Raw genomic sequence first — 20,025 nt, 5'->3', positions numbered from 1 at the left:
TCCATGGGCGACAGTATTCTTTCTCAGGCCGAAATCGATGCGCTGTTAAACGGCGACAGTGAGAATAAAGACGAGCCGAAGGCCGGGACGCCGGGCGAAACCGACATTCGTCCTTATGACCCGAACACCCAGCGTCGCGTTGTGCGTGAGCGCCTGCAGGCGCTGGAAATCATTAACGAGCGTTTTTCTCGTCAGTTCCGTATGGGGCTGTTTAACCTGCTGCGCCGTAGCCCGGACATTACCGTCGGGGCGATTCGTATTCAGCCGTACCACGAGTTTGCCCGCAACCTGCCGGTGCCAACCAACCTGAACCTGATCCACCTTAAGCCGCTGCGCGGCACCGGGCTGCTGGTCTTTTCACCAAGCCTGGTGTTTATTGCGGTCGACAACCTGTTCGGCGGTGACGGGCGCTTCCCGACCAAAGTGGAAGGCCGCGAGTTCACCCACACCGAGCAGCGCGTTATCAACCGCATGCTGAAGCTGGCGCTGGAATCCTACAGCGACGCGTGGAAGGCGATTTATCCGCTGGACGTGGAATACGTTCGTTCGGAAATGCAGGTCAAGTTTACCAATATCACCACGTCGCCTAACGACATCGTGGTTAACACCCCGTTCCACGTCGAAATTGGCAACCTGACCGGTGAGTTCAACATCTGTCTGCCGTTCAGCATGATTGAGCCGCTGCGCGAGCTGCTGGTGAATCCTCCGCTGGAGAACTCACGTCAGGAAGATCAAAGCTGGCGCGACACCCTGGTGCGTCAGGTGCAGCATTCCGAGCTGGAGTTGGTGGCGAACTTCGCCGATATCCCGCTGCGGTTGTCCCAAATCCTAAAACTGAAACCTGGCGATGTGCTGCCCATCGAAAAGCCAGATCGTATTATCGCGCATGTAGACGGCGTACCGGTATTGACCAGCCAGTACGGCACGGTCAACGGTCAGTATGCCCTGCGCGTCGAACATTTGATCAACCCGATATTGAATTCGCTGAATGAGGAACAGCCCAAATGAGTGATATTAATCAACCGTCCGATGACAATGCAGGCTCAGTGGACGATCTGTGGGCTGATGCGTTAAACGAGCAGAAAAGTTCCGGAAAAAGTACCGCAGACAACGTGTTCCGCGCGCTGGAAGGTAACGATATTGCCGGTAACGTGCAGGATATCGACCTGATTATGGATATTCCGGTCAAACTGACCGTCGAACTGGGCCGCACCCGTATGACCATCAAAGAGCTGCTGCGCCTGACGCAGGGTTCCGTGGTGGCGCTCGACGGGCTGGCCGGTGAGCCGCTGGATATTCTGATCAACGGTTACCTGATTGCCCAGGGTGAAGTGGTGGTGGTGGCCGACAAATACGGCGTACGTATTACCGACATCATTACCCCGTCAGAACGTATGCGTCGCCTGAGCCGCTAAATGAAAACCCAGGCCACCGTCAGTCAGCCTACTGTCAACGCCAGCTCGCCGCTTGTTCAGGTGAGCGGCGCGTTGGCCGGTATTGTTATTTTTATCCTGGTGGCCGCCTGGCTGGCCAGGCGCTTTGGTTTCACCGGCGCGGGCGTTGGCGTAAAAAAGTCGCTGAATATTAGCGCCAGCGTGAGCGTAGGCCCGCGCGAGCGCGTGGTGGTGGTGGACGTTGAGGACGCTCGCCTGGTGCTCGGCGTGACGTCCACCCAAATAACCCATCTGCACACATTGCCTCCGGCGCCTGCCGCAGACGTTGTGGAAAAAGCGCCTGCGCCTGCTGATTTCCAGAAATTGATGAAGAACCTGCTTAAACGTAACGGGAAAGATTGATGAAACGGTTGCTAACGCTCTCGTTACCGGGCTTATTTTTGCTGCTCCCTGCCGCCGCCTTTGCGCAGTTACCGGGCCTGATAAGCCAGCCCCTCGCCAACGGCGGGCAGAGCTGGTCGCTGCCGGTGCAAACGCTGGTCTTTATTACTTCCCTGACCTTCCTGCCGGCCATTCTGCTGATGATGACCAGCTTCACGCGCATCATTATTGTGTTTGGCCTGCTGCGTAACGCCCTCGGCACCCCGTCCGCACCGCCTAACCAGGTGCTGGTCGGCCTGGCTTTGTTTCTGACATTTTTTATTATGTCGCCGGTGTTCGACAAAATTTATAGCGACGCCTACCAGCCTTTCAGCGAAGACAAAATATCGATGGAAGTCGCCATCGATAAAGGCGCTCAGCCGCTGCGTGAGTTTATGCTGCGCCAGACGCGTGAAGCAGACCTGGCGCTGTTTGCTCGCCTCGCCAATACGCAGCCGCTGCAGGGGCCGGAAGCCGTGCCTATGCGCATCCTGCTGCCTGCTTACGTCACCAGCGAGCTGAAAACGGCGTTCCAGATTGGCTTTACGGTGTTTATCCCGTTCCTGATTATTGACCTCGTGATTGCCAGCGTCCTGATGGCGCTCGGGATGATGATGGTTCCCCCTGCGACAATTGCCCTGCCCTTTAAGCTGATGCTTTTCGTGCTGGTAGACGGCTGGCAGCTGTTGGTGGGTTCATTAGCGCAAAGTTTTTACAGCTAGCGGAGAGAGAAAATGACGCCAGAATCGGTCATGATGATGGGCACCGAAGCCATGAAGGTCGCCCTTGCCCTTGCGGCACCTCTGCTGCTGGTGGCGCTGATAAGCGGCCTGGTCATCAGCCTGCTGCAGGCGGCGACGCAGATTAACGAAATGACGCTGTCTTTCATTCCAAAAATCCTGGCGGTGTTCGTGACTATCGTTATCGCCGGGCCGTGGATGCTCAACCTGCTGCTGGACTACATGCGCTCTCTGCTGACTAATCTGCCGAACACCATTGGATGATCCACGTTGACAGCAACCAGTGGCTTAACTGGCTGAGTCTCTATTTTTGGCCGCTGCTGCGCGTGCTCGCGCTTATCATGTCGGCGCCAATTCTTAGCGAGCGTTCGATCCCCAAGCGCGTCAAAATCGGCCTCGGCCTGATGATAACTTTCATCATTGCGCCTTCCCTGCCCGCAACCGGCGTAACGATTTTTTCCGCCGCCGGGTTTTGGCTGGCAATGCAGCAAATTCTTATTGGCGTAGCGCTGGGTTTTACGATGCAGTTCGCGTTTGCCGCCGTGCGTACCGCCGGGGAAATTGTTGGCCTGCAGATGGGCCTTTCCTTTGCCACGTTCTTCGATCCCGGCAGCCGCCTCAACATGCCGGTACTGGCCAGGTTTCTGGATATTCTGGCGATGCTGCTGTTTCTCACCTTTAACGGCCATTTATGGCTGATTTCGATGCTGGTCGATACCTTTCACACCTTGCCCATCGGCGGCAATCCGATCAACGGCAACGCCTTTATGGCGCTGACGCGAGCAGGCGGGCTTATATTCCTCAATGGCCTGATGCTGGCGCTGCCGTTAGTCACTTTGTTACTTACCCTTAACATCGCCCTGGGCCTGTTAAACCGTATGGCGCCCCAGCTATCGGTATTTGTTATCGGCTTTCCGGTCACCTTGTCTATCGGGATGCTAATTTTTATGGTAATGATGCCGCTTATCGCCCCCTTCACCGAGCATTTATTCGGCGAGATTTTTGACCTTCTCGCGGATATAGTCAGCGAAATCCCCGCAAATTAATTCCCACACCCTTCATGATGCCTCTCTGAGGATATTCCTAAAAAAAATTGTTAATAACATCCGCCAAGATATATCTGGCGCGGAATATAAGTTTTTACCTTGCTCACAATACGCAACATTCACTTTACTTTAAGAACATTCCTGGCAAATTATAGGCAACTTTCCGGGATAGTGATTTCGCCTTTTAAATTATTAATAATGGTTACCCAAAATAATTCGAACTGCGGAAATGCGGCGGGCGGGTTTTGCCCTGAGATTGACCTCGTCAGTCACTGGTAAAACCAGTACAGCTTTCAATCTGCACTGCGGCTTATTGCGGGTATAACGCGCTTAGTGAGGGTTTGCTATGTCAACGATTATTATGGACTTATGCAGCTATACCCGGCTGGGGCTTGTCGGCTACTTAGCCAGCCGCGGGGTTAGAAAACGGCACATTACAGATGTAGAAACGGTCGAACAGCTGGCACAGGCATGCCGGTTGCAGGCACCCAGCGTGGTGTTTATTAATGAAGACTGCTTTATTCATGACCCGGAAAGCAGTCAGCAAATAAAGCAGATCATTAATCAACATCCAGGGACGCTATTTTTAGTCTTTATGGCTATTGCCAATATTCATTTTGATGAATATCTGCTGGTTCGGGAAAACCTGTTGATCAGTTCGAAATCCATCAAGCCTGAATCTTTAGACGATATTTTAGCGGAATACTTAGCAAAAAATGCACAATGTATTGGACATATTAATTTGCCGACACTTTCTCTTAGTCGCACAGAGTCCAGCATGCTGAAAATGTGGATGTCAGGACAGGGAACGATTCAAATCTCCGATCAAATGAACATCAAGGCAAAAACCGTTTCATCGCATAAAGGGAATATTAAACGCAAAATCAAGACCCACAACAAGCAGGTGATATATCATGTAGTGCGCCTCACCGATAACGTCACCAACGGTATTTTTGTTAACCTTCGGTAGCTTTTTTTACTTGCGCCTCTCCCCTACGCCTTTAAGGCCGTGGTATTTAATCTCTGACGGTGTCAGAGATTAAATACAAGCTCACGACACCCATAACCGTAACAAAACCGCAACAACGAGCGTGACCTCAACAGCAGCAAACCCTGAAGAAGCAAAATCGTAAGGTATATTAAGCGATGAAATATTCGCTGATTACGCCGATTTTTGCGGCGGTTATCGTGCCAGGCGATCGCTCTCTTTCGCTGCTCCCGGCAGCCCAACCCCGCCTGAGTTGGGTCATAGCCGGGGGTGATGAGAGCCGGGAACAAATCTTCCCCTCACCCCGTCCCTCTCCCAGAGGGAGAGGGGGAAAACAGCCAACGTGGAACATTTTTTATTCCCTCTCCCTTCCAGGGTGAGGTTCATCCCCAAAACCTACTCGTCCCTCTCCACGAAAATCCCGTCCGGGTGCCCGGACTCGTTGAAGAACCAGATCCCCAGCGGGTAATCCTCCAGCGCCACGAGATACATCGTCCCCTCGTTAAACGGCTCCACCGCCAGAACAACGCCCGAACGTCGCGGGCCTCCGTCGGTCTTAACGGTCACCCGATCGTTGATTTTCATGGTTATTTCCTCCAGATACATTGTTTGCCATTGTAGATCAAAAAGCCCTTCAGCGCCCTCTCTGCGGACGGTCTGGCGCATTATCTGAAGCGTCTATACTTAAGGCTGGTAGTCAGGCGAGGGTAAAGTGATGAAGACCGTGAAAATGAGCGGTAACGCGGCGCATCAGGACACGGAAGTCGATGTTGACGCGCTGCTGGCCGCCATCAATGAAATTAGCGAGAGCGATATCCGGCACGCCGGCAACGATGAGCACCCGCAACGAGTGAGCGTTGATGGCCGGGAATGGCATAGCTATAAGGAACTGGCGGATGCTTTTGAGCTGGATATTCGGGATTTCAGCGTGAACGAAATTAATCGCTAAGAAAAGCATCCCGGCCGGGGAGCCGGGATGAAAACTTGCTTAAGCAAGAAGCACTTGAAATTCGTTACATCAGGAAATCTGATGTGTTGACCACATTACCTTAAATTTTATTGAATACAAGGATATATTCTTTTAAAGAATGGAGAGACGCTACCTTATTGATGTGGTGAATTTGATGCTAATTGCTTATGAAACGTATTTTTTTTGCCATCCCCCTGAGCTCAAACAAAAGTGACCACCTGATAAAAATGAGATTTATCCTAAACCACCCGGTCCCTTCCTTCCCATTATCTCAGTGCAAACTCAGCAAACTTCCCCGTAGGCAGCAGTGTATGACGCGGCAAAACATTACCCTTATTTCTGCAACGGCCCCCGCTTACACCGCGAACAAAACATCAGCAGTGCTTATATGATATAGCGGAGATCGTTCGCGGGAAGGATCAGTCCTGGGTGCAAACCTGATTGCGGCCGTTTTGCTTCGCTTTGTATAAACGCCTGTCGGCAATCGACTGCAGGTGTTCGAAATCATAATCATGGCGCTCATGCGCGCAGGCTGACGCCAAACGAGGCGCTGATTTTAATGGTTTCACCGGCCATCAGAAGCAACTCTTTGGTATGAATCCTTAATCTAATACGCTCTGCCACTTTCGCGGCTGCAGGAAGGTTAGTTCCCGGCAGCAGGACGCAGAACTCTTCGCCGCCCACTCGCCCGGCCACGTCTTCCTCACGCAGGGCTGAGCTTAGCAGCGCTGCGGCGTGAGCCAGGACCTTATCCCCGGCGTGATGCCCATAGCGATCGTTAATCCCTTTGAAGAAGTCGAGATCCATCTGGATAACCGAGAAAGGTTTATCCTCGCGCTGGCAATCCTGGGCGAGACCGTGGGCAATATCGAAGAACGCGCCACGATTGTAGAGCCGGGTCAGGGTATCGTAATTCGCACGCCAGCTAAGCGTCTGCTGCAGGGTCAGCATGTTATTCACCAGCCGGCGGATGATTCGCCAGGAAATAAGCAGCATCAGCGTAAAGAGCAGCCAAAGCACCGTCAGCACAATGCTGATCCGACCAAACTCTCCCTGAACACCCTCGCCCAGGGTATGCACCTTGATCAACACGCCGTCAAAGTTCATCAGCTTCGCCCACGTCACGAAGCGGGTATCCATCCGCAGTTCACCTTCTTCTCCGTTTTCCATGGAGCGTGCAATCTCGGCCTGTTGTTTTTCGTTAAACACCGGCGCGAGCGACACGTGGTCAGCCGCCGTAGCAATCAGCGAGAACTGTCTGTCAAACAGCATAACCTTGCCTTCATAGCGATCGTGAGAAAGCGCCTGGAGGAATTCGTGCATGCCGTTGATAGGGAAATCCATCGCCAGCACGCCATACCAGCGGTTATTCAGATCAAGAGGCACCGACGCGGTGATTATTTGCCCGCTGTGGCTGCCGGGGTTATCGGTGTGGGTCCACTGGAGGCCACGACCGGGGTTATTTTCCGGTGACTGGGCGACAAAATAGGGCTGGGCAATCAAACGATGGTAGAGCGAAACAATCGCCGGGTCGTTTTCCGGTGGCGTGCTGGAAAGGAAAAAGCCCGCCCTTGAGGCGTAAAATACCCGCCGTTGCAGGTCCCTCTTAGCGTCGGCAAGCTGCATGATGTAGCTGAACTCCAGCGCCGCCTCCAGCTCCGGATAAAGCCAGTTTTCATCGCGGCCAAGCAGGCTGTTATGGGCGACAAATTCGTCGGAAACGCCGCTAACCGGCATGCCACGATTAAGATCCAGCTTCAGCTGCCAGTAAGGTTGCGTTCGCTGGATGGCGAAATCTGCCAGCGTTTTACGGGAAATGTCGGTCGAAATGGGCGACTGTAGCGCGTAGTGCATGGTATTCCGGTAAAACAACAGGTTATCGATGCTGTGCTGCAGCTGCCGGTCCAGCGCAGTAGCGACGTTATCCAGGCTGTTGCGCTGGTTAGAGATATAGGCTGATTCAAGCACCGCCACTTCGCGCCAGGTCAGCAGCGTTGAACAAAGAAACACCACAATAAAACAGAGGTTTACCACCCGCTGCGGTCTTTTATAGCGGCTTAAAAACCGCTCAAATACGTTACCGATCAAGGGGGATACTCCCTGGCTGGTGGCCTAAGCCGCCGTTATCAACTCCTCCCGTAAATGCCGGAAGAATGAAATCATGGCAGATTTTGCCATCGCGGCGGCGCTTTGTCGAAGATAGCCCACGCTACGGCGGCATAAAAAAACCCGGCAATGCCGGGTTCAGTTAGAGAACCAAAGGCTTCACGCCTGGTGATGCTCTCTGGTTTCAACAGGCGCCAGGTCGTCCTCACGGAACGCCTCGCGCTTTACGCCATAACCGTCGTACCACCGGCACTCCACCATGCCACTGGAATAACCCGTGACTATCATGCGAGGACCACCGTTTTTACGCCGGACTTCATCGCTGACCACATAGACCATTGCCGCCTCCGGCGTTAGGGGTGAAAACCTCTAAAGGTATAGCCAATGGTCAGCGTTTTTTCCTGACTAAAGCGATATTTTTCTTCTCGAACTTAGTGCGAAGCGCTGCCCCGCAGGTGATTTATGCCATTCACCACGAGCAGCACAATACCGCCGGCGATAAAGCCGAGCACCAGATTAGCAAGCGTGGGGCCGACAAGCTCCACAACGCCGCCCAACTGGCCCGCCCATTGCTCAATGCCGTGATGCAGCACCGGCACACCGTGTACCAGAATGCCGCCGCCAACCAGGAACATCGCCAGCGTGCCAACAATCGTGAGGATCTTCATTAGCCACGGCGCAAGAACAAGCAGCCCTTTGCCCACCATCCGGGCCAGCGCCGCGCGTTTATCCACCAGCCAATAGCCCAGGTCGTCGATTTTCACAATCATCCCAACCAGCCCGTAGACGCCAATAGTCACCAGAATCGCGATACCGGCCAGGATGAGTACCTGATTCAGCAGCGGCGCTTCGGCCACAATGCCCAGCGTAATGGCGACGATTTCCGCCGAAAGAATAAAGTCGGTACGCACTGCCCCTTTCACTTTGTCTTTCTCAAAAGCCATCGGATCCTGGGCAGCTATAGATTCCAGCCTCGCCTGCTTTTCCTCCGCGCTTTCCTTGTGCTTGCTCGCCTTTATGCTGTGCAGCACCTTTTCCACGCCTTCAAAACATAAAAATGCCCCGCCCACCATCAGCAACGGCGTAATTGCCCAGGGAGCAAAGGCGCTGATAATCAGCGCCAGCGGCACCAAAATCAGTTTATTGATAAACGACCCTTTTGCCACACTCCAGACGACGGGCAGTTCCCGGTTAGCGCGAACGCCCGACACCTGTTGGGCATTAAGCGAAAGGTCATCGCCCAGTACGCCAGCCGTTTTTTTTTGCCGCGAGTTTGCCCATCACGGAAATGTCATCCAGCAGCGTGGCGATGTCGTCGAGCAATGTCAGTAAGCTACTTCCAGCCAAAATATCTGTCCTTATTGATTTCGTTACCCAAGAGTATGAAGCAAAATCGCCGCCGCGAAAATTACTCGTCTTTGTCAATGTAAATTAACATTACATCAACAAGTAAAAGGCTCGCTATCCGCTGCCTTTTGGCGTTAACTATCGGCCTGAAATTGAAGCCTGGTGAGGGAATATGCGTCTTCGTTCTGGCCAATTGTTGCCGCTGATTGCGGCTCTTTTCGCGCTGTATATCATCTGGGGGTCGACCTATTTTGCCATCGCCATTGGGGTAAAAAGCTGGCCGCCGTTTATGATGGCCGGCGTGCGTTTTCTCTGCGCTGGCGTGATATTAACGGCTATTTTGCTTTTCCGGGGGCACAAGCTGCCGCGCCTGCGGCCAATGCTTAATGCCGCGCTGATAGGCGTCCTGCTTCTGGCGGTTGGCAACGGCTTTGTGACGCTTGCCGAGCACCAACACGTTGCTTCCGGCATTGCTGCGGTGATGGTTGCCACCGTGCCGCTGTTTACCCTCTGCTTCAGCCGCCTGTTCGGGATTAAAACCCGCAAGCTGGAGTGGCTGGGCATTGCCATTGGCCTGGCGGGCATTTTGTTGCTGAACAGCGGCGGCAACCTCAGTGGAAATCCGACGGGCGCGTTGTTGATTCTCATTGGCTCATTAAGCTGGGCATTTGGCTCGGTTTACGGCTCGCGGATCGAGCTGCCCGAAGGGATGATGGCGGGCGCCATTGAGATGTTAGCGGCGGGCATTGTCGCCCTTTGCGTTTCGGCCCTGAGCGGCGAACGCTTAACGGCTATGCCGGATGCCGCAGGCTTCCTGGCGGTAGGCTATCTGGCGCTGTTTGGCTCCATGATCGCCATCAGCGCCTATATGTACCTGATTCGTAATGTTTCCCCGGCCGTAGCGACCAGCTATGCCTACGTTAACCCGGTCGTCGCCGTGCTGCTGGGCACCACCTTTGCGGGCGAAAACCTTTCGCCGATTGAATGGCTGGCGCTGGGCATCATCATTTTTGCCGTGGTGCTGGTCACGCTGGGCAAATATCTCTTCCCAGCCAAACCGGTTGTTGAGACTTGTGAAGTAGAAAAATAGCTACTCTGCGGCCAGCGTTTGCTGGTCGCCTTCATCCCGCTGATGTATTCCGGTCACGTTAATTTCTGTGCTACGCCCGCCGCTGCAAATCCACTCTTCTAAACGTTCACACAGCGCCCGATCGCTCATTTTCTCGCGGCCACGCAGCGCGCATTCCCAAACCACCAGTACCCGCCAGCCCTGCGCCAGTAAAAGCCCGACATCGCGTTTATCTCTTGCCACATTGTGGCCGATCTTATCCAGCCAGAAGTCGGTGCGCGTGGCCGGGACCTTAAACAGGTGGCAGTCGTGGTGATGCCAGAAACAGCCGTGGGTAAAGATAACGCAGCGGAATTCATCCACCACAAAGTCCGGCTTGCCGGGCAGGGCTGCGTCCTGAACGCGGAAGCTAAATCCGCATTCGGCCAGCAGCGCGGCAAGGCGTTTTTCAATGGCGGTGTCGCGCGTAGCAATGGCTCGCATGTTTTTACTGCGTATAGCTTTGCTGTGTACATCCGCCATATCGTTCTCCGCTTAGCGCTTTTTCACCGCTTGCTTGATGACCGGCTCCAGCAGTTTTGCCACTGCGGCAAACGCGGGAACGACTACGGAGTTACCAAACTGGCGGTAAGCCTGAGTGTCGGACACGGGAATGCGGAACGCTTTGCCCTTCGGTGATTCAAAGCCCATCAGCCTGGCGCATTCACGCGGTGTCAGGCGGCGCGGCCTGTTCAGCTGATTATCGGGATCGTTAAAGTTAACCTCGCCCAGCGCCTTGTCCCAGCCACGATCGATCAGGATCTCCGCGCCATCCTTAAAGTAACGGGCCGACAGCGTTCTGGCCACGCTTGCCGGATTGGTCGGGTCAACCAGCCCGTAGCCGAAGCCGTTCCCTTTGGCCTGGTGCTTCTTCGCGTAGTTATAGAGGTATTTCCACAGCGTCGGGGTCAGAACATATTTTGCTTCGACTTCATCATCCAGCAGCTCACCAAACGTCGGGCGACGAGCCGGATAAAAATCGCTGAGCCTTGCCAGCGTCACCGCAGAGTCCAGGTTCAGGTCACGGCGCGTGCCGACCAGCACGATGCGCTCGCGATGCTGCGGCAGGAAGTTTTTGCCATCGACAATTTTCGGGTCATTGCGCCCGGTGACGGCGGCATCGGCCACGTCATAGCCCAGCTCGTCCAGCGTCTGCATGATGATGCGGAACGTGTTGCCTTTATCGTGGCTCTTCAGGTTTTTAACGTTTTCCAGCACGAAAATCGGCGGACGTTTGGCGGCAATAATTCGCGCCACGTCGAAGAACAAGGTGCCCTGGGTTTCACAGGCAAAGCCGTGCGCGCGCCCAAGGGCGTTTTTCTTCGACACGCCCGCCAGGGAAAACGGCTGGCAGGGGAAGCCGGCCAGCAGCACATCGTGGTCGGGCAGCGTGGCCTGAATGTGTTTCGTCGCCTGCTCGTCCGTCACGTCGCCGCGGTTGCTGAGCGTCACGTCACGAATATCTTCATTAAACTGATGCTGCGCCGGGTCGCAATACCAGTTTGCCTTGTAGGTTTTCACCGCATGTTTGTTCCATTCGCTGGTAAACACGCACTGGCCGCCAATCGCCTCAAAGCCGCTGCGAATGCCGCCGATGCCGGCAAACAGGTCGATAAAGCGGAAGGCATAGCGGCCATGATACGACGGCGGCGACGGCAGCATACTTTGCAGCATCTGCACTTCCACTTCGGTTAAGCCCCGTGGCGCAGACTTGCCGTTATACCAGCGGTTCAGGGATTCGCGCGTCCAGTCACCTCCCACCTGTCGCAGGCGCAGGGCGACGGTTTTTTGATCGTAGATTTCGAGTAAGCGGCTGACCAGGGCGTGATCTTCTTCTTGCTGAGTTTGTTTGTGGCGCTGTGCCTGAAGGGAGAGGTGTTCTGCTATCGCGTCAAGATCGTTCATCGTGAACCAAAGATGGGAAAAGGGAGTGAAACTGTATCACTGATTTGACCCAGAGAGAACGGAAACAGCCCGCAGACTGAACTGCGGGCCGGGAAGATTAAGCCTGTGATTTAAAACGCTGCAGAACCTGCTCGTCTACCTGCAGATAGTCGCCTTTCAGCTCGGCGCACAGCTTCGCCATATAGCCCACGAGGAAATCCGCATTGTGGTGCGCCAGCGCTCGCCCGGCTTCGGTCTGCATTGAGTCCGGCAGGCGCAGAAGCTTTTTCTGAAAATGATCCACCGAGTACTGCGTATCATCCAGCTCGCGGCGCTCGGCCAGCGGATCGTCGCTGTCAAACAGCGAGCGCCCCAGCGCCCCGGAGACATAAAACACGCGCGCGAGGCCTATCGCCCCCAGCGATTCCAGCCTGTCCGCGTCCTGCACCACTTTTGCTTCCAGCGTCTGCGGCGCAATGGCGGCGCTAAAGCTGTGGGCCCGCACCGCATGGGCTACGTCGTCATACAGCTCGCGGGGAAAGTCCGGGAAGTGCGTTTCCAGAATACGCAGCGTTTCCTGCGCGGCCTGCGTTGAGGCCAGATGGCGCTCCGGGTGATTCTTGGGCAGGTTAACAATGTCATGGAAATAACAGGCGGTCAGCACCACAAGCCTGTCGGCCTCGGTCCCTTCCATAATATGCTGAGCGGTTTTCCATACTCGCCGAAAATGCGCCACGTCATGGGCCTTGTCATCCTGCGCCCAGTTCTCAATCAGATACTGCTCAAACTGCTGCTGCCAGCGGGCAATCGGCATACACGTACTCCCCTTCTCGTGAAAAGCGCAAGTCTGAGTATAACCAGATTGATGACAATAATATGACAACATCAATGCAGGCTGGGGACGCGGGAGTGAAGGCAGGTAAGGCGGGGGAACGCGCAGAGCCACAGACAAATGCGGCTCTGCCTAAGAAAGTTCGTTTTTAATGCTGGCGATTATCGCGGACGCGGGCAGGATAAACACGTGGCCGGGTATACCAGGCTACCCAACCCAGCACTGCCGCAACGGAGCCAAGTACCAGCAACCCCATTAATGCGCCAAGCAATTTCCCGCCGAAGGTGCCCAGATCGCCGCTGGTGACCCCACTGACGACCCAAAAATAACGCGCCATCGCCCAAACGATGTACAAACAAAAAGCATAAAACAGCCACAGCGCAATTTTTCCACCGGGGCTGCGAGTTGGTTTCGCATCCATAACGTTCGACCTAACTTTTTCAACTGAAACAAAAACGGGCTGTCGACGGCAGGTCCCCCACCGTCTTAATGTGATTTTTATCACACTAATGGATTAGATGAACCGCTATAAGCGTTAAATTTTGTTTCAAATCAAAGCTTATAGGGCATTAATCAGCATTGACAACCGGGTTTGATTTAGCTTAAGGAAAGTTCTTAATCGTGGTGACGCCTCCCGCCGGAGGGTTCGTTTATGTTCACTGCGTCTTTTAATTACAGATATCCGCACTTATGCGGGCTGGCGGATTTTCCGTTCACTCGTAGGTCTGTTTACACTGCACGTTTAGAGCACGGTGAACGTGTCAGGGAGATAACGCCATCACCCAAACATTCAGGGTCGATGAGAGCCGGGAACAAGGGTGTGGCTGTAGGTCTTGAAGCAGCTGTAACGTTCTGTGTAGCTGCGGGTTTGAAGCGAGGCTCGGTTCCGGCTTAAATCGCCTCCGTTTTCTCTCCGACTGGCCAGGGTCCGGGCGTCGGGAACGACCGGAGGCTGAGAGCGTCGGGAACGCATCTCAGCCGACCCAGGACTGGGAGATAAAACGGAGGTCTGCCGCTTGCGGCGATTTATTTAGCCGGGAGTCCGGGGTCTCGGGGAAGTGACGGTGACTTCCCCGAGTCGTTCACCGGTTCGGTGGTGACATATGAAGCAGCTCTGGAAGTGAACGGAACCTTTACCGAACCTACTTAAAACCCTGTATTTATGACCAAGAGACAGCCTCTTGCTTAAGAAAAGAAACTGCTCGGGAAGAGAGATAAAAATACCCTTTATTCTCTTCACTCAATATTTCCTCACTGAAATATAAACGAACGAATTTAATTTACATTGCCGGGTTGACAATAGTATTGCTCATGGGTAGATTTCACGGGCCGAAGTTGCGGCCTTTCCTAACCTGACATAAGAGACTAATGGATACTGAATTTAGTAGCTGCCCGAACGTTGCCTTAATGGCGGTTCGGGAAAGTAAACATGAAATCGATTGTGATCACTTCTTCGTTTTGGTGTGTCTCGCCGGAGCCTGATGCTCTCGTGTTGTCCCACCTCGACCAGGGTTTTCACGGTCCCGAGGTGTGTTATGAACTTCAAATCTACCCTTTTTCCTGGTGTCAAAACAGTGACATCAACGCTGCGTGTCCGGCCGCCCCGCGATCGGGTATTGTCCGCACGTAAAAAACAGAAAAACTCAATTTTCTCTTCGAAAATCAGTGAGTTGAATCAACGCATCACTAACTGGCGTGTCAGTCCTGTCACCGGCCAGCTGGAGCGTCGTTGCAGCTTCTCTGACGGCGAAGACCCACAAAGTCGACCCTTCGTAGCCTGATTCAGCCGTTACGCCGTAGGTTCGTCTGCGCGCTATGCCGCAGCCCGCTTCCGTGCGCCACGCTGAGTTACGTCACTATTGGTAGCTGTTTATTCCCTGATGCAGGCATCCCTGTACATCGGCAGGAATAACCACGTCCAAATAAAAGAAAATATAAATTTCTCGCCTGTTTATTTTAAAAAATAAATAGCGTGGAGCCCTGCGAAATTAATTCAAAACCGATCGCTCATGCGGCATCGGGCTATTTTCGGCCGCCTTTAATCCGGCATTTACCGTAAAAAGCCTGCTGCCGCCCGGCGACAGGAGCACCACCATGACTGTACAAACCAAGAACCGTAATAAAAAAAGCACGCTGTCTATGCGCGCCGCCCAGGAAGCCAAAAACGGCATCGCAGAAACCCTGGTCAACCTCAACACCACCCGGGAAGGACTGCAGGAAGCCCATGCGAATGCCCGGCTGGAGCGGGATGGCCTGAACGAAGTCGCTCATGACAAGCCGCCTCACGCGCTGATCCAGCTGCTGATGGCGTTTAACAACCCGTTTATCTACGTGCTCGCTATTCTCGCCAGCATCAGCTTCTTTACCGACTACTGGCTGCCTACCAGCCACGGCGAAGACGGTGACCTGACGACGGTGATCATCATCGGCACCATGGTGGCACTCAGCGGCCTGGTGCGCTTCTGGCAGGAACACCGCTCGGCTAAATCCGCCGAAGCGCTGAAAGCAATGGTGCGCACCACCGCCACGGTCGTTCGTCGTGAACATGCAGGGCAAAAAGGAACCCCGCGTGAAATCCCGATGCGCGAGCTGGTCGTGGGCGATATCGTACAGCTCTATGCGGGCGATATGATCCCGGCAGACGTGCGCCTCATTGAGTCTCGCGACCTGTTTATCAGCCAGGCCGTGCTGACCGGTGAAGCGCTGCCGATTGAGAAATACGACACCCTGGGCGATGTGGCGCAAAAATCCGCGCACGACAAGGCGATCGACAGCGAGAACCTGCTGGATATCCCTAACATCTGCTTTATGGGCACCAACGTTGTCAGCGGCACCGCGCAGGCGGTAGTAGTGGCGACCGGGCCACGGACCTACTTTGGCTCGCTGGCAAAAGCCATTGTCGGTACCCGGGCGCAAACGGCGTTTGACCGGGGAGTGAACAGCGTCAGCTGGCTGCTGATCCGCTTTATGCTGGTGATGGTGCCGGTAGTGTTCCTGATCAACGGCCTGATGAAAGGCGAATGGTGGGATGCCCTGCTGTTTGCCCTGGCGGTCGCCGTGGGCCTGACGCCGGAAATGCTGCCGATGATCGTCAGCGCCAACCTCGCCAAAGGCGCGGTGGCTATGGCGAAGCGTAAAGTGGTGGTTAAGCGTCTCAACGCGATTCAGAACCTGGGCGCGATGGACGTGCTGTGCACCGATAAAACCGGCACGCTGACGCAGGACAAAATCATTCTGGAGCACCACGTCGACACGCACGGTCAGAAAAATGAGTCCGTGCTGGCACTGGCCTGGCTCAACAGCCACCACCAAAGCGGCATCAAAAACCTGATGGATCAGGCGGTCATTTACTTCTCTGAAAATGAGCCGGGATTTGTGAAACCGCAGGGTTACAGCAAGGTCGATGAAATGCCGTTCGACTTCGTGCGCCGTCGCCTGTCGATTGTGGTGAAAGACAGCCAGAGCAATCACCTGCTGGTGTGCAAAGGCGCGGTGGAAGAGATGCTGAGCATCGCCACCCACATGGAAGAGAACGGCAAGGTTATCGCCCTGGACGAGCAGCGTCGTGAGGCGATGCTGGCAATGACCAACGACTACAACAAAGACGGTTTCCGCGTCCTCGTGGTGGCCACCCGTGACATTCCTAAAGCCGAAGCGAAAAAGCAGTACGGCACCGACGATGAACACGACCTGATCATCCGTGGCTTCCTCACCTTCCTCGATCCACCGAAGGAGAGCGCAGGCCCGGCGATTGCCGCCCTGATGGACATCGGCGTGGCGGTGAAAGTGCTGACCGGCGATAACGCCATTGTCACCACGCGCATTTGCCGTCAGGTTGGGCTGGAGCCGGGCGAGCCGGTGCTCGGCCCGCAGATTGAGCAACTGAGCGACGCTTCCCTGCAACAGTTAGTGGAAGAGCGCACCGTGTTCGCCAAGCTGACGCCGCTGCAGAAGTCTCGCGTGCTGAAGGCGCTGCAGGCTAACGGCCATACCGTCGGCTTCCTCGGCGACGGGATTAACGATGCCCCTGCCCTGCGTGATGCCGACGTTGGTATCTCGGTCGACAGCGGCACCGATATCGCCAAGGAATCCGCCGACATCATCCTGCTGGAAAAGAGCCTGATGGTGCTGGAAGAAGGCGTCATAAAAGGCCGCGAGACCTTTGGCAACATCATGAAGTACCTGAACATGACCGCCAGCTCCAACTTCGGCAACGTGTTCTCGGTGCTGGTTGCCAGCGCGTTCATCCCGTTCCTGCCGATGCTCGCCATTCAGCTGCTGCTGCAAAACCTGATGTACGACATCTCCCAGCTCGCGCTGCCGTGGGACAAAACGGACAAAGAGTTCCTGAGCAAGCCGCGCAAATGGGATGCCAAAAACATCGGCCGCTTCATGGTCTGGATTGGCCCGACGTCGTCCATTTTTGACATGACCACCTTTGCCCTGATGTGGTTTGTGTTCAGCGCCAACAGCGAGCACATGCAGACCCTGTTCCAGTCCGGCTGGTTCGTTGAAGGCCTGCTGTCGCAAACGCTGGTGGTGCACATGCTGCGTACCCAGAAGATCCCGTTCATTCAGAGCACTGCCGCCTGGCCGGTGATGATGATGACCGGCCTGGTGATGGCGGTAGGGATTTACGTGCCGTTCTCTCCGCTCGGGCCGTTGGTTGGGCTGCAGGCACTGCCGTGGCAGTACTTCCCGTGGCTGGTCGGCACCCTGCTGGCCTACTGCTGCGTGGCTCAGGCGATGAAAACGTTCTACATGCGTCGCTTCAAACAGTGGCACTAACTCTGCGTTAAGTACGGTAATTCGGTGCCGCTTCGGCGGCACCTTTCAGGCAGGCAACACAAGCTGGAAAGCATTATGGAAAAGCAACATTCCATTATTTTCCTGATTAAAAATAAGACCATCGCGTTGGTTGTCTTATTTTTAATGAAAATAACCCGCGTCCTTCGCGTCCGTGCCCTGGCATGGTTCGCCGGAGGGAAAATTAACTATCGACACACCAAAGCATTACTGAACCTCGCCAGCGCCATACATCGTTTTTCGATCAGGTTACTGCGTTTTGTTACACCACCCGCCCTTAAGAGGGGGAATTAATTATGTCCGGAACTACTCTGTTAATTAACCTGGCTGGCGCCATCGCTTTGCTGCTCTGGGGCAGCCATATGATTTCAACGGCGCTGCAGCGCGGCTTCGGCACGCCGCTGCGCAACTGGATGGGACGCCACCTCACTAACCGCTGGACCGCCCTGCTTGCCGGCATTGGCATTACCGGCGTCCTGCAAAGCAGCACCGCGGTGAGCATGATGGCAACGTCGTTTACCGCCGCCGGCACCTTGAGCCTTGCCCCCGCTCTGGCGGTGATGCTCGGCGCGAATATCGGCTCCACGCTGGTGGTGCAGCTGATGAGCTTTAACATGGAAATCGCCATTCCTCTGCTTCTGCTGGCCGGGTTTGTGGTCTTTAAGCTGCGGGACCATTCCAACTTTGAGAGCGTGGGCTGCGCCCTGATTGGCCTCGGCCTGATGCTGCTTGCGCTGCATTTGCTCAGCGGCACGCTGGCGGACATCGAAGTCACGCCGGTATTTCATGCCGTCATGCAGGGGCTGGAGGGAGACGTATTAATCGCCCTGCTGGTGGCGGCTCTCCTGACGCTGCTGTGCCACTCCAGCGTGGCGATTATTTTGCTGATCGCTTCCCTCGCGGCTACCGGCGCGATGACGCCAGCTACCGCGCTGGTACTGGTGCTTGGGGCAAACATTGGCGGCGCATTACCGCCGGTGCTTAACGCCGGGTCCGCCGTAGCTCGCCGCCTGCCGGTGGGCAACCTGATAGTTCGCCTGTCCGGCTGCGCGCTGGCGCTACTGCTGCTGCCTCTGCTGACGGATATCGCACAGAAATCCGGGCTGAACACGCCGCAGCTGGTGGTGTGGTTCCACACGGCCTTTAGCGCAGTGCTTGCGCTGCTGTTTATCAGCCTGACCGCGCCGATGGCCCGGTTCCTCGAGCGACTGTTCCCGGAAGAAGAGCGCGTGGGCGACCCGGGCATGCCGATGTATCTCGACGATGCAGGCCTCGAGGTCGCTTATATCGGCCTGTCGAATTCGGTTCGCGAATCGCTGCGCGCCGCCGACATGCTAACCATCATGCTCGATCGCCTGCTGGTTCTGTTTGTCACCCAGGAAAAACAGGCTGCCGACGAGATTCGCCAGCTTGACCAGTCTGTGGATCTGCTTAGCGCGGCGGTTCGCGCCTATCTCGCCGACATCGGTCAGGACGGGTTGAATGACGCGGATGCCGATCGCGCGCAGGAAATTCTGATGTTCATCATCAATTTTGAGCACGCGGGCGACATTCTCTCCAGCAACCTGACCCAGCTGGCAACGCGTCGCGCACGCCGGGGCGAGCTGTTTAACGACTTTGAGTTACACAATATTCACCTGCTGCACGCGGAAATACTCACCAGCCTGCGCCTGGCGATTGCCGCGTTCATGCGTGAAGACCTGTCTGCTGCCCACCAGCTGGTGCAGCGCAAAGAAACCATTCGCCAGCTCGAGGCCTCCGCCAGCCGCGAGCATTTCAAAAAGCTGCGTGAGGACAAAAATGCCTGGGCGGAATCCGGCGACATCTTCCAGCGGGTACTGCGGGACTACCGTCGCGTGCATCACCACATCGCCGCCGTGGCCTACCCGGTCATTGACCGACTGGGCGATAAATCCCTGCTGTTTATCGACACGCCGCCGGACGTTTAAAAAAACAATAACCGCCGTCGCGCGGGCGAGAGTTTTTTCAAGGAAAGCAACTTTAAGGTACAGAAAAGTGAGAGTTTTAATCTGCTCAGGTCGGTTTTATGCCGACACCCATACCATTACCCACGTGCTGGATTTATATGCCCGCACGCAGACTATCAACGTGCTGATTCACGGGGGGCACCAGACGCTGGGCGGCGCGATAGAAAACTGGGCGCGCGGTATCGACGTGCACGTCATTCGCTACCCGGCCAACTGGGCGCTGCACGGCAAATATGCGGAAACCAGGCGCAACCTGTTTATGCTGGAAGACAGCCGCCCTGACGTTCTACTGGCTTTTCCTGGGGGAGAAGACACGGCGGAGTGCATAAGAATGGCGCACAATTCCGGCGTGAAGGTTATCGAGATTTAATGCAGACGGGCTGCGGCATGTTTCAG

General features: G+C 55.1%; 20 protein-coding genes and 1 pseudogene. 13 read left to right on the top strand and 8 right to left on the bottom strand.

The genetic code is table 11. The features are described 5' to 3' along the window. Positions 1 to 3: 3 nt before the first annotated feature. From fliM to rcsA, 7 genes are all read left to right on the top strand, one after another. On the top strand, positions 4 to 1,008 hold the full coding sequence (gene fliM, locus JT31_RS20710; protein ID WP_038481602.1) for a flagellar motor switch protein FliM: 1,005 nt from the start codon (positions 4 to 6) through the stop codon (positions 1,006 to 1,008). After that, positions 1,005 to 1,415, top strand: coding sequence for a flagellar motor switch protein FliN (gene fliN / locus JT31_RS20705; protein ID WP_008458131.1), 411 nt, complete (start codon positions 1,005 to 1,007; stop codon positions 1,413 to 1,415). The genes fliM and fliN overlap by 4 nt, the downstream gene beginning before the upstream one ends. After that, the gene (gene fliO / locus JT31_RS20700) at positions 1,416 to 1,796 is read left to right on the top strand and encodes a flagellar biosynthetic protein FliO (protein WP_038481599.1); all 381 of its coding nucleotides are present in this window, start codon (positions 1,416 to 1,418) and stop codon (positions 1,794 to 1,796) included. It abuts the gene before it with no gap. Continuing rightward, positions 1,796 to 2,536, top strand: a complete 741-nt coding sequence (fliP, locus tag JT31_RS20695) for a flagellar type III secretion system pore protein FliP (protein WP_038481596.1) — start codon at positions 1,796 to 1,798, stop codon at positions 2,534 to 2,536. Before fliO ends, fliP begins: the two co-directional genes overlap by 1 nt. 12 nt (positions 2,537 to 2,548) lie before the next feature. After that, positions 2,549 to 2,818: a flagellar biosynthesis protein FliQ gene (fliQ, locus tag JT31_RS20690; RefSeq protein WP_008458124.1), complete on the top strand. Its 270-nt coding sequence runs from the start codon at positions 2,549 to 2,551 to the stop codon at positions 2,816 to 2,818. Further along, complete coding sequence (gene fliR / locus JT31_RS20685; RefSeq protein ID WP_038481591.1) at positions 2,815 to 3,600, top strand: flagellar biosynthetic protein FliR; 786 nt, start codon at positions 2,815 to 2,817, stop codon at positions 3,598 to 3,600. Before fliQ ends, fliR begins: the two co-directional genes overlap by 4 nt. Before the next feature lie 346 nt (positions 3,601 to 3,946). Beyond that, entirely contained in the window at positions 3,947 to 4,570 is a 624-nt protein-coding gene (gene rcsA, locus JT31_RS20680; protein ID WP_016537069.1) for a transcriptional regulator RcsA, read from the top strand. 414 nt (positions 4,571 to 4,984) lie between these two features. On the opposite strand, the gene dsrB is transcribed toward rcsA, so the two are convergent. Beyond that, entirely contained in the window at positions 4,985 to 5,173 is a 189-nt protein-coding gene (dsrB, locus tag JT31_RS20675) for a protein DsrB (RefSeq protein WP_038481586.1), read from the bottom strand. Between the two features lie 130 nt (positions 5,174 to 5,303). Between dsrB and yodD the strand changes: the two genes are divergently transcribed. Beyond that, positions 5,304 to 5,537, top strand: coding sequence for a YodD family peroxide/acid resistance protein (gene yodD / locus JT31_RS20670; protein ID WP_038481583.1), 234 nt, complete (start codon positions 5,304 to 5,306; stop codon positions 5,535 to 5,537). A gap of 540 nt (positions 5,538 to 6,077) precedes the next feature. Here yodD and dgcQ read toward each other — a convergent pair. The 3 genes and pseudogenes from dgcQ to JT31_RS20655 form a co-directional block, all read right to left on the bottom strand. Next, positions 6,078 to 7,646: a cellulose biosynthesis regulator diguanylate cyclase DgcQ gene (dgcQ, locus tag JT31_RS20665; protein WP_326979622.1), complete on the bottom strand. Its 1,569-nt coding sequence runs from the start codon at positions 7,644 to 7,646 to the stop codon at positions 6,078 to 6,080. A 177-nt stretch (positions 7,647 to 7,823) separates the two neighbouring features. Continuing rightward, positions 7,824 to 8,003, bottom strand: coding sequence for a YodC family protein (locus tag JT31_RS20660; RefSeq protein ID WP_038481580.1), 180 nt, complete (start codon positions 8,001 to 8,003; stop codon positions 7,824 to 7,826). A gap of 92 nt (positions 8,004 to 8,095) precedes the next feature. Next, positions 8,096 to 9,014, bottom strand: a pseudogene (locus JT31_RS20655) (DUF808 family protein). A 169-nt stretch (positions 9,015 to 9,183) separates the two neighbouring features. Between JT31_RS20655 and yedA the strand changes: the two are divergent. After that, positions 9,184 to 10,101, top strand: coding sequence for a drug/metabolite exporter YedA (gene yedA, locus JT31_RS20650; RefSeq protein WP_038481578.1), 918 nt, complete (start codon positions 9,184 to 9,186; stop codon positions 10,099 to 10,101). Here yedA and JT31_RS20645 read toward each other — a convergent pair whose 3' ends face one another. The 4 genes from JT31_RS20645 to drpB form a co-directional block, all read right to left on the bottom strand. After that, positions 10,102 to 10,602 carry a very short patch repair endonuclease gene (locus tag JT31_RS20645; RefSeq protein WP_038481575.1) on the bottom strand — a complete coding sequence of 167 codons (501 nt, stop codon included), beginning with the start codon at positions 10,600 to 10,602 and terminating at the stop codon, positions 10,102 to 10,104. Positions 10,603 to 10,614: 12 nt separating this feature from the next. Continuing rightward, positions 10,615 to 12,024 carry a DNA cytosine methyltransferase gene (locus JT31_RS20640; protein WP_038481572.1) on the bottom strand — a complete coding sequence of 470 codons (1,410 nt, stop codon included), beginning with the start codon at positions 12,022 to 12,024 and terminating at the stop codon, positions 10,615 to 10,617. Between the two features lie 97 nt (positions 12,025 to 12,121). Then, entirely contained in the window at positions 12,122 to 12,817 is a 696-nt protein-coding gene (locus JT31_RS20635; RefSeq protein ID WP_038481569.1) for a phosphohydrolase, read from the bottom strand. Between the two features lie 166 nt (positions 12,818 to 12,983). Then, positions 12,984 to 13,256, bottom strand: a complete 273-nt coding sequence (gene drpB / locus JT31_RS20630; RefSeq protein ID WP_038481566.1) for a cell division protein DrpB — start codon at positions 13,254 to 13,256, stop codon at positions 12,984 to 12,986. A gap of 1,673 nt (positions 13,257 to 14,929) precedes the next feature. Between drpB and mgtA the strand changes: the two genes are divergently transcribed. The 4 genes from mgtA (at position 14,930) to JT31_RS20610 (ending at position 19,999) form a co-directional block, all read left to right on the top strand. After that, complete coding sequence (gene mgtA / locus JT31_RS20625) at positions 14,930 to 17,623, top strand: magnesium-translocating P-type ATPase (protein ID WP_038481563.1); 2,694 nt, start codon at positions 14,930 to 14,932, stop codon at positions 17,621 to 17,623. A gap of 75 nt (positions 17,624 to 17,698) precedes the next feature. Continuing rightward, a complete protein-coding gene (locus JT31_RS20620; protein ID WP_038481560.1) occupies positions 17,699 to 17,935 on the top strand; it encodes a hypothetical protein in 237 nt (78 codons plus the stop codon). Positions 17,936 to 17,937: 2 nt separating this feature from the next. Continuing rightward, a complete protein-coding gene (locus tag JT31_RS20615; RefSeq protein WP_038481557.1) occupies positions 17,938 to 19,590 on the top strand; it encodes a Na/Pi cotransporter family protein in 1,653 nt (550 codons plus the stop codon). A 67-nt stretch (positions 19,591 to 19,657) separates the two neighbouring features. Further along, positions 19,658 to 19,999 (top strand): DUF2493 domain-containing protein, encoded by a 342-nt coding sequence (locus JT31_RS20610; RefSeq protein ID WP_038481554.1) that lies wholly within the window; start codon positions 19,658 to 19,660, stop codon positions 19,997 to 19,999. Positions 20,000 to 20,025: the final 26 nt, after the last annotated feature.

This window comes from Cedecea neteri (genome assembly GCF_000757825.1).
Lineage (GTDB): Bacteria > Pseudomonadota > Gammaproteobacteria > Enterobacterales > Enterobacteriaceae > Cedecea > Cedecea selenatireducens.
The sequence above is the reverse complement of the archived record's forward strand: the minus strand, read 5'-3'. Positions and strand labels throughout refer to the sequence as shown.

Coding starts and splice junctions, on each gene's coding strand:
- fliM (WP_038481602.1), top strand. CDS start 4: ATGGGCGACAGTATTCTTTCTCAGGCCGAAATCGATGCGCTGTTAAAC.
- fliN (WP_008458131.1), top strand. CDS start 1,005: ATGAGTGATATTAATCAACCGTCCGATGACAATGCAGGCTCAGTGGAC.
- fliO (WP_038481599.1), top strand. CDS start 1,416: ATGAAAACCCAGGCCACCGTCAGTCAGCCTACTGTCAACGCCAGCTCG.
- fliP (WP_038481596.1), top strand. CDS start 1,796: ATGAAACGGTTGCTAACGCTCTCGTTACCGGGCTTATTTTTGCTGCTC.
- fliQ (WP_008458124.1), top strand. CDS start 2,549: ATGACGCCAGAATCGGTCATGATGATGGGCACCGAAGCCATGAAGGTC.
- fliR (WP_038481591.1), top strand. CDS start 2,815: ATGATCCACGTTGACAGCAACCAGTGGCTTAACTGGCTGAGTCTCTAT.
- rcsA (WP_016537069.1), top strand. CDS start 3,947: ATGTCAACGATTATTATGGACTTATGCAGCTATACCCGGCTGGGGCTT.
- dsrB (WP_038481586.1), bottom strand. CDS start 5,173: ATGAAAATCAACGATCGGGTGACCGTTAAGACCGACGGAGGCCCGCGA.
- yodD (WP_038481583.1), top strand. CDS start 5,304: ATGAAGACCGTGAAAATGAGCGGTAACGCGGCGCATCAGGACACGGAA.
- JT31_RS20660 (WP_038481580.1), bottom strand. CDS start 8,003: ATGGTCTATGTGGTCAGCGATGAAGTCCGGCGTAAAAACGGTGGTCCT.
- yedA (WP_038481578.1), top strand. CDS start 9,184: ATGCGTCTTCGTTCTGGCCAATTGTTGCCGCTGATTGCGGCTCTTTTC.
- JT31_RS20645 (WP_038481575.1), bottom strand. CDS start 10,602: ATGGCGGATGTACACAGCAAAGCTATACGCAGTAAAAACATGCGAGCC.
- JT31_RS20640 (WP_038481572.1), bottom strand. CDS start 12,024: ATGAACGATCTTGACGCGATAGCAGAACACCTCTCCCTTCAGGCACAG.
- JT31_RS20635 (WP_038481569.1), bottom strand. CDS start 12,817: ATGCCGATTGCCCGCTGGCAGCAGCAGTTTGAGCAGTATCTGATTGAG.
- drpB (WP_038481566.1), bottom strand. CDS start 13,256: ATGGATGCGAAACCAACTCGCAGCCCCGGTGGAAAAATTGCGCTGTGG.
- mgtA (WP_038481563.1), top strand. CDS start 14,930: ATGACTGTACAAACCAAGAACCGTAATAAAAAAAGCACGCTGTCTATG.
- JT31_RS20620 (WP_038481560.1), top strand. CDS start 17,699: ATGGAAAAGCAACATTCCATTATTTTCCTGATTAAAAATAAGACCATC.
- JT31_RS20615 (WP_038481557.1), top strand. CDS start 17,938: ATGTCCGGAACTACTCTGTTAATTAACCTGGCTGGCGCCATCGCTTTG.